This is a genomic window from Sediminibacillus dalangtanensis, assembly GCF_017792025.1.
GTDB lineage: Bacteria > Bacillota > Bacilli > Bacillales > Amphibacillaceae > Sediminibacillus > Sediminibacillus dalangtanensis.
The window spans coordinates 650,426-663,189 of record NZ_CP046956.1 but is presented as its reverse complement, the minus strand read 5'-3'; the positions used below and the strand labels follow the sequence as shown (position 1 = coordinate 663,189).

Below are 12,764 nucleotides of genomic sequence, written 5' to 3'. Positions count from 1 at the left end.
TGCCTTAACTCGTTTCTATAAACTTTTTTCTTGTTCTATACTTTAACCTACTATTAATACTTGGCCAATCTGGATTGCATTGGGATCGCTAATGTTATTCCACTCCTGTAACTGTGCAACGGTCACCCCGAATTTTACGGCGATCGAACTCAAGTTGTCTCCGGACTGTACCGTATAAGTGCTCGCTCCGCTTCCGCCACCATCTGTTGGAGCTTTCACTTGTAATACTTGGCCGATTTGAATTGAATTTGGATCACTAATGTTATTCCACTCCTGTAACTGTGCAACGGTCACCCCGAATTTTACGGCGATCGAACTCAAGTTGTCTCCTGACTGTACCGTATAGGTGCTTGCTCCACTTCCGCCTCCGTCTGTTGGAGCTTTCACTTGTAATACTTGGCCGATTTGAATTGAATTTGGATCACTAATGTTATTCCATTCCTGTAATTGCGCGACCGTCACACCAAATTTCACGGCAATCGAACTCAAGTTGTCTCCCGACTGCACCGTATAGGTGCTCGCTCCGCTTCCGCCACCGTCTGTCGGGGCTTTCACTTGCAATACTTGGCCGATTTGAATTGAATTTGGATCACTAATGTTATTCCATTCCTGTAACTGTGCAACGGTCACCCCGAATTTCACGGCGATGGAACTTAGGTTATCTCCAGACTGTACCGTATAGGTGCTTGCTCCGCTTCCGCCTCCATCTGTTGGAGCTTTCACTTGCAATACTTGGCCGATTTGAATTGAATTTGGATCACTAATATTATTCCACTCCTGTAACTGTGCAACGGTCACTCCGAATTTCACGGCGATGGAACTTAGGTTATCTCCCGACTGTACCGTATAAGTGCTCGCTCCGCTTCCTCCCCCGTCTGCCGGGGCTTTTACTTTTAATACCTGGCCAATCTGGATAGAATCCGGGTCGCTTATGTTATTCCACTCCTGTAACTGGGCAACGGTCACCCCGAATTTCACGGCGATCGAACTCAAGTTGTCTCCTGACTGTACCGTATAGGTGCTCGCTCCGCTTCCGCCTCCATCTGCCGGCGCTTTTACTTGCAATACTTGGCCGATTTGAATCGAATCTGGATCACTAATGTTATTCCACTCCTGTAACTGGGCAACGGTTACTCCGAACTTTACGGCGATGGAACTTAGGTTATCTCCCGACTGTACCGTATAGGTGCTCGCTCCGCTTCCACCTCCATCTGCCGGCGCTTTTACTTGCAATACTTGGCCGATTTGAATCGAATCTGGATCACTAATATTATTCCACTCCTGCAACTGTGCAACGGTTACTCCGAACTTTACGGCGATGGAACTTAGGTTGTCTCCGGACTGTACCGTATAGGTGCTTGCTCCGCTTCCGCCTCCGTCTGCCGGGGCTTTCACCTGCAATACCTGGCCAATCTGAATCGCGTCTGGATCACTGATATTATTCCACTCCTGTAACTGTGCAACGGTCACCCCGAATTTCACGGCGATCGAACTCAAGTTGTCTCCGGATTGTACCGTATAGGTGCTCGCTCCGCTTCCGCCACCATCTGTTGGGGCTTTCACCCGTAATACCTGGCCGATTTGAATCGAATCTGGATCACTGATATTATTCCATTCCTGCAATTGTGCAACGGTCACTCCAAATCTCACGGCGATCGAACTTAAGTTGTCCCCGGATTGCACGGTATAAGTGCTGGCCCCACCACCGTCGGAGCCACCGGAATTACCATCTTCATTTCCATTACCAGTTAAATAGTTATACCAACCTATAGCCATATCAGCACGCTCCGGGTGGAGATCTCTAGGCCGTTCAAAATTTCTTTCAAATGCTCTTGCCGCTAAAGCAGGATCTTGCAATTGTGTGAATTCCTCAGGTGAATACGGATATTCCGGTTTTTCATAATATTGGGTGCCACTATACATTTGCCAATTAAGCAGCTCCAATTGCGTATAAATACTGCGATAGTCGCCTTCTATGCCAGCATCTTGAAGCAATCGCTGAATATAGTCAACTCCTAATTCAGAACGGTCCTCGCTACTTGTCCATTGAACCAATCCATATCCACGGCCATTGGATATTTCAGAAATATCCGGCATGATGTATGATTCTTGTTCCATATTTCCAAGAAGACCGGAAATTGCTGCAATTGTCCAACCCTTCTCCTTAAAATACTCTGTAATAATTTCCACATTATCAATTTGTTCTTCCGTATAACCATTTCTTGAAGGATAGGCAGGTTCATTTGGTTGGGGTGCAGTTCCTTCAGCCAATTGTTCTCTGAAACGAAACCAACCCGCCCAATCGCCATCTTTATTCAAGAATTGCGGGCAGTTTTTTCGACTTGCGTCATAATGACGAACAACATTTTCAAGCGATACATTATATCTGTCCTGGAGCTCTTTGATCAGACCAATTGCATTCCTAATGGTTTCTTCATGAATATACTCTCCGCTTTCGACAATCATTTCGACGCCGATGGAATTTGCGTTGGTAATTCCGTACACACCATTTCCATCTCCGCAATGCCACGCACTATTTGTTTCTTCTACTACTTGATAAATAGATGTTCTGTCGACAAAGTAGTGTGCCGATGATTGTCTGTCACCGCCCCCAAAGTAATCTGCATTATTTTTGGCTGTCTGGCCTGGTATTCCCACATCGTGAACGACAATATAATCTACCGTGCTCCCATTACGACTGGAAAAATTGTATTGCGAAATCTGTCTGGTGATACTTACCATATTCCATAACACTCCTTGTAAAATAGTTTTGTAAAAGCTTTTACAAATCCATCTTACATGGGGAATTAATGGAAAAAATCGCAATAAACTAACAAATTTATCCTGAAAAAATCGCAAAAAAATCCTCGAACTACCCACAATTGGTCCGAATTTTGATACTCAAAAAACAAAAGATGAATTGATGAATTTCGCCGACTATCTCTCTGCTATCATGAAAAAGAAACAAGAACATAGCGCATCTTGTCCTTGTTTCTCATTCTTCATCTATAATCTTGGATTAAAGTCAAACCATAGTCTCCATCGTAAGATACATAATTAACAGAATCGACATGAATGTTGTTATTTTTTTCGGTCAAATCATCCATTATCTTTTCTGCCAGATTCATCATCGTGTCAATTCTTTCATTGTTCTCTCCATTTTTAAGGGCACCAGTGATCTCTTCGTCACTTTCCTTGGTATCGGGAAGTATTTTGACCATACATTCTGTTTCTCCGGTGTCTTCATTTTCCCAGGTTTCTGTTTCATAATGCGTGTTTTTGATCGCATAATTTTCATTTAAGTACTCTTCCACATCAAGGTCTTCTTTTTTCCCATCAGACCCATCCGTATTTGTATTCGTTTGTTCATCTGCTGTTTCAGTGTCTGACTCATGATCAGCTTCTGAAGTGTTCTGCTCTTTTTCATCCTCGTTTCCCGGTTCGTCTCCAGCTTCTTCTTGTTTGTTGCTTTCCGAATCACCTGAGTCCTTATCGGTTGAGCTGGAGGAGTCCACAGTTTCTTCCTTCGTTGATGTATCAGTGGTTGAAGACGTTTCGTCATTTGCTTTGGAACAAGCTCCTAGTGAAATCAGCAATAGTGCCGCCATCATAACTCCAAAAAAGAACTTCATTTTCTTCATTATGTATTTTTCCTCCCGTTCTATGTCCCTTAGTCTAATAAACCAAGGCATTCTATCTATTCGCAAGTCGTGAATTTTCTATTACATGCAGAATAGGTCGATTTTTACTATATCTTTAGTTTAACAATTAAGTAGGTAAGAAAGCTATAAGCAGAATTACTTAAATTACCATTTAGATGGAGAAAGGGATTGAAGGGCTTCCGTTTGGGTCACTTCTCATTTCGTTTAACCCATAACAATTTATTTCATCATTTCCAGAAGTAACGTAAAAAATCCGAAAAGTAGTTTACAAAATTAAACAAATCGCTTCTCTAATTTATATACACCAAAAACTGGATGAAAGAAAGGGGATTTTATATGTTTTTCATTAATTTAGACAAACAAGAAAGAAAAAAACTAATCAAAATCATCGAAAAACACCTGAAGAACTACAACAATTATAAGGTGGCGGCCATTAACATAAAAGAACAGATAGAGCGTCTGTTGCCCACACAAAGAAGTACGGAAAGCACAAAAATGGATTACCCCACTGACAGCTTTAAAAAATTGGAGAATGAATTAGCGGAAGTGGAAGTTTTAATGGAATCGATAGAGCGGGCTGTTGCGGAGTTGTCCCCCGTTGAAAAGGAATTCATAAAATACCGTTATTTTAACAATTGGTCGATTAATAAATCCGCCATGGAAATTGGCTATAATGATAAAGCCCTTTTCACAATACGGAATCAGGCAATGGATAAGCTTATTATTAGCATGGGCGGGCTGATGTTCACAGAATTACCCGAAGAAACAAGGAAAATCAATTAGCATGGTTCGCATAGGAGAAGAATGATCAGATTCTTCTTACTTTTTTTCTTTCCTCTATGGCTGACATCTCGCTCCCCGTCCTCCTTCAGCCACTGGACAGCACTTGTGATATTTGGTAACCTTATATAGTTACTCTTAGTAATCATTACCCTTGATAACCATTTGGAGAGAGGTGTTTCCCATAAAATCTGCCCAAAAGTTTTTTCATCAACTGATTTTATTGTACCGCCCTTTTGAAAATCATTTGAACGTGCAGCTCAGCAAACATCAGCTGCATCGCTCCCAGTGGACGATTTTGTACTACTTATATAATCACGGCGCTTCAACTGCTGTCGAGATTTCCCACTATCAAGGCGTCGAGAAACCTACGGTGACCAGGACAATCGCACGCTTGGAGGAATCCGGATATGTGGAACAGGTGGCCGGCAAGGATAAACGCGAAAAGCCCATGCAGCTAACAGAGCTCGGTACCACTGTTTACGAGGAAGTCCGGGGCACCATTGATCAATTCGAACAGGAGATTCTAGACGGCATTTCCGAAGAAGAACAGCAGGAGACAATTCGTATTATGGAACAAATACGAAATAACATAATAAAGTAAGGAGAAAAAATCGTGAACTCAAAAGCAAAATTATGGACGAAAGATTTTACCATTGTATCTTCAGCAAACTTTTTCTTATATCTAGTCTTTTATTTATTGTTGGTGACCATGGCCGTTTATGCGGTCGAACAGTTTGGCGTTTCGGAAAGCCAGGCAGGGCTTGTGACTGGCGTATTTATCATCGGAACGCTAATCGGCCGGCTGTTTTTAGGAAGAATGATCACCAAAATAGGCAACAAAAGGATGTTGTATGCAGGCCTGATCTTTTTTATTTTGACCTCTGCCTTGTATTTTATTAATACCGGCATTACCTTTCTGCTTATTACGCGCTTATTGCACGGGGTTGCCTTGGGAATGGCGAGTACCGCTACCGGCACGATTGTCGCGGAAGTCATTCCGGAAGAGCGAAAAGGCGAAGGAATCGGTTTTTACAGCATGAGTATCACCCTGGCAACGGCAATCGGGCCTTTCATCGGGCTGTATATGAGCGAACATACGAGCTTCCAAACGATATTCGTTTTTTGCCTGGCGCTGGGCGTCATCAGCTTCCTGATCGCCCTGTTTGTCCGTGTGCCGGTAGTGAAAAAACCGGAGAAAGCAGCAGAAAAAACAGGCTTCAAACTGTCGCATTTCATCGAGCCAAAAGCCTTGCCGATCGCACTGGTTGTGCTGTTGTTATCACTTGGCTATTCCAGCGTGCTGTCCTTCATCAATTTCTATGCGATTGAAATCGATCTGGTGCAAGTAGCCAGCCTGTTTTTTGTTGTCTATGCTGTGGCTATCCTCGTATCCCGTCCTTTCACCGGTCGTTTGATGGACGTGAAAGGTGCCAACTGGGTGATGTACCCGACGTTTGCTTTATTTGCAGCAGGATTGCTTCTGTTAAGCACAGCAGGTAACAGTTTTATTTTGCTACTGGCCGGTGTTCTGATCGGTCTTGGCTTTGGTAACATGCAATCGACGACCCAAGCCATCGCAGTAAAAGTAACACCGACACACCGGATCGGATTAGCGACTTCCACCTACTATATCGCCCTCGATGCAGGGCTCGGTTTCGGACCGTATGTACTTGGTTTGATCATCCCGTTATCCGGCTACCGCAACCTGTATATTATGATGGGATTGTTGGTGATAGTGACGACGGCGATTTACTATTTCATGCATGGCAAAAAGGAAAGTTCGGCTTTGAAAAAATTCCCATCTGTTGAAACAGGTTCTAAAGCAAATTAAAATGAAAGACCTTGAAAAAGCCTGATCTTTAAACAGATCAGGCTTTCTCATAAGCTTATTTCAACTGGAGCGTATCAAGACGGAAATTCCCGTTAAAGGTTAGATAAACATCATGTTTTCCAGCCAATTTCCTCACATCTGTTGTGATCGTTTCCCAATTCTGCAATCCACCGGTTTTAGGCATAACGATTGTACCTGCCAGCTTTCCGCTCTCCGGATCATCGAGACGCAGTTCAATGGTACCGCCGGCTTTCTTGCTTGCAACACGCACCTCCAACTGGGAAATTCCTTTAGAAAACTTAACATTTTGAAAGGCAATCCAATCTCCGTTATCTATTTCACCGACAGCTTCATATCCTGATTTTGATTCCTCAACAATCTTGACGCCGCTGTAGTCATCGTAGTTTTCCGCATTAGTTACCTCAGTCAAATCTCTCGGCGCGATCTTTTCCCCATCAACTTTCAAGGTTTCTGTCAATTGGATGTTTGCGGAAGATCTGCCGACCATGATATCGAAGGTACCGGATTCCACGACATATTTATCCTGAGATACATCCCAGAATGCCAATTCGCTGGCTGGCAATGTAAATGTGACGGTTTTTGTCTCCCCCGGTTCCAGGTGAATGCGTTCAAAACCTTTCAGCTCTTCTATTGGCCGTTTAACGCTCGCCTTTTTGTCATGTACATATAACTGAGCAACTTCATCGCTTGCAATTGATCCCGTGTTTGTAATATCGGCCCGAATGGTAACGTCGCCATCATCTTTGATGTGATGGGAGCTCAGACGCAAGTTACTATACTCGAAGTCTGTATACGTAAGACCATGCCCAAATGAGTAAAGTGGTTCCCCTTCAAAATATTGATATGTTCTTTCTCCTTTGATAATATCGTACTCCATAATATCCGGAAGCTGGTCTACGCTTTCATACCAAGTCTGGTTCAACCTGCCGGCAGGTGCGTAATCGCCATACAGCGCATCCGCTATCGCACTTCCTTCTTCCTGTCCGCCATGCGCAGAGTAAAGGATAGCTTTTACATTTGGATTGTTTTCAATTTCCGGCATCGCCATCGGATAACTGGAAACCAGTACAACGATCGTATTTTCGTTCACCGCAGCCACTTTTTCAATTAATTCTTTTTGGGACGGCGGGAGGATAATGTCTTCACGGTCGATCGTTTCACGGGCATTCAACATCGGCTGATCCCCGACTACGACAATCGCCGCTTCGGCATCCTCCGCCGCATGTTGTGCCTCTGTTTCACCATCCACCACGACCGTTTGCTCAAACTTTTCCGTATCTCCTGTCACGGATTGCTTGGCTGCTGTCAATGCATGGGGTGCTTCTTCTCCAACTGTGACATACCTGCCGCCTTCAAGCCCGGTATCCCAGTGACCTGTCTGGTAGTTGTAAAGCGCGAAGCTTCCATCTTCCTGTTTTTCATAGTTATAATTTTGATAGGTGAACCAGTCCTGTGTTCCTGGCCGTTTTTCCTGTCGTCCCGGCGATGTTTCATTATTCACGACATCGGGAGAACCATTTTTATTGGCCACATATTTATCATTTGCATGGGAACGGAGCAAATATTGATCCCATCCGAAATCATACAGGGAAAAGGTTTCATTTTTGCCAATCTCGTCCGCATTTGCTGCCAGGTTCACATCTCCATTAGGTGATGCGGTTACGTATTGGCCAGTTGCCTTCGATTGAAGCGCAATTTGATCAATCCCGCGCGAAAAGTTTACTCGGTCGTTCCCGACTTTTTCTTTTACCCCGTCAAGGGTCGATACGGTGTAAGGGAGCGTACCGCTGTAAAAATCATTAAAAACCTGGTCGGCCAACGGACCGATCACGGCGACTTTTTCTCCCCCATCCTTGTTCAGCGGGAGTGCTTGCTGGTCATTTTTCAACAGCACCAATTGTTCGCGGGCGGTTTCCAATGCCAGCTGTTGATGTGCTTCACTGTTGATTACATCTTCATCGATGGATGCGTATGGATCAAGCTCAGGACCGTCAAATTCGCCTGTCCGGAACCGCACCGTCAAAATATTTCGGACAGCTTTGTCGATATCGGATTCGGCCAACAGGCCTTGATCTAATGCATCATGAATCCATCCTGTGACAATCTCCGAATTGTCATCCTGGTCGGTAAAACTGTCTACACCCGCCTTTATCGACAAAGCCGCCGCTTCTGCATACGTGTCGACATACTGATGATCATTGACCAGACCAGAGATATCTCCTGCATCACTTACGACAAAGAAATCATCTGCCCATTCGTCTTTTACAACATCATTAATTAGGGGGCTTAAGTTGGCCGGCTTTCCATTAATCGCGTTATAAGCAGGCATCATGGACAATGCTGCCCCTGATTCAATCGCATATTCAAACGACTTCATCTGGTATTCATATAAATTTCTCGGATCCAGACTGGAAGAACTCGCTCCCCGGTTTTCCTCATTGTTATAACCAAGAAAATGTTTTAAGGTCGGAATGGTTTTCACATAAAACGAATCCGAGCCTTTCAGTCCATTGGAATAGGCAGTTGATATTTGTCCAGCTAGATACGGATCCTCCCCGTACCCTTCTTCATTTCTTCCGGCTCTCGGATCACGCTGTAAGTCGACAACAGGCGCCCAAACCGATAAGCCTACATCTTCCGGATACTTTTTGTGAAAGGCACGGACTTCATCGCCAACCGCAGATCCAACTTCCTCTATTAATGATTTGTCCCATGTATTGGCCAAACCAGTTGCCTGGGGGAATACTGTCGCTTCGCCAAGCCAGGATACCCCGTGCAGCGCTTCTGTACCCGTTCGGAACGATTTTATTCCTAACCTTGGGATGGCGGGTTGGTATTGGTGCAGCAAAGAAACTTTTTCATCCAATGTCAACTTGGTTAGTAGGTCGTCCACCCTTTCTTCCAATGACAGGTTAGGATTGTGAAAAGGATATTCATAGACTGGATTTGCCGCATGAACGGTGTCCGTTTTATCTGCGGAAAATCCTTGCACAACAACCACCAGGATAAGCAATAGACTAAGACCGACTTTCCAGCATTTCTTCCAATTCATATAAAGCCTCCTCTTCTGGATTAATAGACAAACCTACTAGAAATCGCTTTCATTTATATGTTTTATTCTCGGACCACCTCCTTCTATCTGGGAGAACATTCTGTTTCTCTAAATGAATAGAATGAAAGCCAAGTAATAAAGAAACCACCGTTTCCAATTTTCTAAAAGAGGGGGTCTTTTATTCGTTGAAAACGGTGGCCAGCTATTCTTGTTGTCTAGCTCTTGTCAGATAAAGATCGTTCAGCATTCATTAGAGAGTGAGCACCACCTCCTTTGAATCTTTCAGGCGGATGCACATACCGTCCGCTAGTTTTTCCAAATCACCAGAAGAAACGGATGTTAAAGAGTCAATTCCTTTCAAGACAACGGAATAGGAAAGTGACTCCATGTCTGTTGTGATGGTTATTTGGCTCTCTTTACGGGTTGCCTCGATTTTCCCTTTGCTTCTGCCAGTTGAATCGGTCACGACAGCACTTGTCGTTTCTCCATCATTCAACTGGTAAATGACAAAGGATACATCCTCCGAATAGTCATAATCCGGACGGTCGTTGGTTTTTCCCATCGGCAGGATGGTGTTTTCCTTTACGAACAGCGGCAGACTCATATAGTTATAGTGTTCCTGGTGCCAGGAACCACCCTCGACTACTTCGTTCGTCAGCAAATGGGTCCATTTGCCATGCGGTAAGTAATAGGAAGCGATTCCTTCTTCATTAAAAATCGGAGCCACAAGCAGGGAATCCCCCAGCATGTATTGCTGATCGAGCACATGACTGTTGCGGTCGTCGGGGAATTCCAGCAGCATCGGCCGCATCACCGGAACACCAGACTGATGATTTTCTACTGCTTTCGCAAACAAATACGGCATCAGGCGGTTTTTCAACTGAGAAAAATACCTGGTCACTTCCACCGCTTCTTCATCAAAAAGCCATGGCACCCGATAGGACTTACTGCCGTGCAGGCGGCTGTGGCTTGATAACAGTCCAAATGCCGTCCAGCGTTTAAACAAATCCGGTGTCGCCGTGTTTTCAAAGCCGCCGATATCGTGGCTCCAATACCCGAAACCGGAAAGGGTAAGGGAAAGTCCACCGCGCAGGCTTTCTGCCATCGATTCATACGTCGCATCACAGTCACCGCCCCAGTGGACCGGGAACTGCTGGCCTCCGGCTGTGGCTGCTCGTGCAAAAACAACTGCCTCGCCTTCCCCTCTTTCCTGTTTCAATAAGTCGAACACCACTTTGTTGAACTTGTACGCGTAGTAATTGTGCATGCGCTTTGGATCCGAACCGTCAAAATACACCACATCGGTCGGTATGCGCTCGCCGAAGTCTGTCTTGAAGGTGTCGACTCCCATATCGAGTAATGCTTTTAATTTACCGGCATACCATTGACAAGCGTCCGGGTTGGTGAAATCGACAATCCCCATCCCCGCCTGCCATAAATCCCATTGCCAGACATCGCCATTCTCCTTTTTCAACAAAAAGCCATTGGCGGCCGCTTCATCGAATAAGGGAGACTTTTCCGCGATATACGGATTGATCCAAACACATATTTTAAGTCCTTTTGCCTTCAAGCGCTGCAGCATGGCTCCGGGTTCTGGGAAACAATCCCGATCCCATTCAAAATTGCACCATTCGAATTCTTTCATCCAAAAACAGTCGAAGTGGAACACGCTTAATGGAATATCACGTTCTGCCATCCCGTCTACAAAATGATTGACCGTTTCCTCGTTATAATCGGTCGTAAACGAGGTGGTCAGCCATAAGCCGAACGACCAGGCTGGGGGCAGTGCCGGTTTTCCAGTCAGTTCGGTGTAACGGCCCAGTGCTTCTTTCGTAGTTGGGCCGTTGATCATGTAGTAATCCATCAGCTCTCCTTCCACACTGAATTGGGTTTTGGACACCGCTTCGGAGCCAAGTTCGAAGCTGACTTTTTCCGGGTGATTGACAAACACACCATAACCGCGGTTACTTAGGTAAAAAGGGACGTTTTTGTAGGACTGCTCCGAGCTGGTTCCCCCATCCTTGTTCCACGTTTCGACAACCTGCCCATTTTTCACAAACGGCGTAAACCGCTCCCCCAGCCCATACAAGCTTTCCCCGACACCGAGATTTAACTGGGCGCGCATATAGCTTTCCTTTTCCGGCCCTTGGATCCAGGCAAGCCCGTTCGGCTCCATATGCGTCAGCATGGTTTGACCGTGTAAAAATTGAATACGAAATGGATTGCGTTGAATCCTCACTTGCAGAGATCCATTGGAAACGAGCACCTCCTCCTGGGTGGTTTCTGTTCTCAAGGATATTTCTTCAGGGATTATGTCAAAGTCGGGTCCCCGGTGCACTTCTCCTTTATGGTGCCAGGCTTTTACGCGGATGACATTTTCTACTGGCGCAGTCAACTGGATTGTCAGCGAAGGGATATTCAATGTATCCCCACGGTGGTTGATTTCCTTGCAAGGGGCAAAAAGGGTCACTGTTTTATCCTCGATTTTCACGTCACGGACCATTCTGGGAAAGTTGATGTCATATCCTTCTCTGGTAAGCCAAAATCCATTGGTAAACTTCATCTGTTTCTACACTCCTAACTGCATTGATTGCTCTATTTGATCGAGCCGCTGACCAAGCCTTTCACAAGTTGTTTCTGCAGGATGACAAAGATCACGATGACCGGCAGTACCGATACGGTAGCAAAAGCCATCAAGTCATTCCACTCGATTCCATAACGCCCGATCGCATTGTATATCCCTGCCGTCAACGGCCATAAGTCCTGGTTCCGGTTAAATGTCATGCTGAAGATCAAATCCCCCCAGGAAAAGAAGAAAGATATAGCAGCACATACCACGATACTCGGATATGATATCGGCACAATTACACGAATAAAGGTTCTGAACCGACCGCAGCCATCGATGCTTGCCGCTTCCTCCAATTCTTTCGGAATCCCGAGGAAAAAGGTCCGCAAAATCAATACGGAAAACGGCACACCTAATGTGGCACATGTCAGCACCGGCCCCCAATACGTGTTTAGGAGACTTAGGTTGTTAAAAACGATGAACAACGGCGTCAAAATGACGGTCGCCGGCAGCATTTGCGTGACGAGGAATAACAAAATCATGGGATTCTTCCCTTTTACTTTGAATCTTGCCAACCCATACGCAGAAGGCACAGCCAGCACCAATACTAGAATGGTAGCCAAACCGGCGATCATAAAACTGTTCAGGAAATACTGCCCGACGTTGTCTTTGAAAATATCGATGAAACTGGTGAACTGAAAATCTTTTGGCCAAAACGTCGGCGTAGATTGAAAGATTTCGGATTGGCTCTTAAAAGCCGTAATGATCATCCAATAGACGGGAAATAAAAAGATCAATACGAAAAGGATTCCTAATATATTCAAGATCCATTCTTTTCTCTTTTGCATG

General features: G+C 45.0%; 8 protein-coding genes. 3 read left to right on the top strand and 5 right to left on the bottom strand.

Annotation, left to right across the window (positions count from 1 at the left end; genetic code table 11):
* Window positions 1-42 precede the first annotated feature (42 nt).
* Entirely contained in the window at window positions 43-2,742 is a 2,700-nt protein-coding gene (locus ERJ70_RS03505) for a phage tail tip lysozyme (RefSeq protein ID WP_209367187.1), read from the bottom strand.
* Window positions 2,743-3,002: 260 nt separating this feature from the next.
* A complete protein-coding gene (locus tag ERJ70_RS03500; RefSeq protein ID WP_209367185.1) occupies window positions 3,003-3,641 on the bottom strand; it encodes a hypothetical protein in 639 nt (212 codons plus the stop codon).
* A gap of 357 nt (window positions 3,642-3,998) precedes the next feature.
* Here ERJ70_RS03500 and ERJ70_RS03495 point away from each other — a divergent pair, with 357 nt between their 5' ends.
* From ERJ70_RS03495 to ERJ70_RS03485, 3 genes are all read left to right on the top strand, one after another.
* Entirely contained in the window at window positions 3,999-4,445 is a 447-nt protein-coding gene (locus ERJ70_RS03495) for a transcriptional regulator (protein WP_209367183.1), read from the top strand.
* Window positions 4,446-4,617: 172 nt separating this feature from the next.
* Complete coding sequence (locus ERJ70_RS03490) at window positions 4,618-5,046, top strand: MarR family winged helix-turn-helix transcriptional regulator (protein WP_245208107.1); 429 nt, start codon at window positions 4,618-4,620, stop codon at window positions 5,044-5,046.
* Window positions 5,047-5,055: 9 nt separating this feature from the next.
* Window positions 5,056-6,276 carry an MFS transporter gene (locus tag ERJ70_RS03485; RefSeq protein ID WP_209369110.1) on the top strand — a complete coding sequence of 407 codons (1,221 nt, stop codon included), beginning with the start codon at window positions 5,056-5,058 and terminating at the stop codon, window positions 6,274-6,276.
* 55 nt (window positions 6,277-6,331) lie between these two features.
* Here ERJ70_RS03485 and ERJ70_RS03480 read toward each other — a convergent pair whose 3' ends face one another.
* From ERJ70_RS03480 to ERJ70_RS03470, 3 genes are all read right to left on the bottom strand, one after another.
* A complete protein-coding gene (locus ERJ70_RS03480; RefSeq protein WP_209367181.1) occupies window positions 6,332-9,349 on the bottom strand; it encodes a glycoside hydrolase family 3 protein in 3,018 nt (1,005 codons plus the stop codon).
* Window positions 9,350-9,599: 250 nt separating this feature from the next.
* On the bottom strand, window positions 9,600-11,912 hold the full coding sequence (gene yicI, locus ERJ70_RS03475; protein WP_209367179.1) for an alpha-xylosidase: 2,313 nt from the start codon (window positions 11,910-11,912) through the stop codon (window positions 9,600-9,602).
* A 32-nt stretch (window positions 11,913-11,944) separates the two neighbouring features.
* A complete protein-coding gene (locus ERJ70_RS03470) occupies window positions 11,945-12,763 on the bottom strand; it encodes a carbohydrate ABC transporter permease (protein WP_209367178.1) in 819 nt (272 codons plus the stop codon).
* Between the last annotated feature and the right edge of the window lies 1 nt (window position 12,764).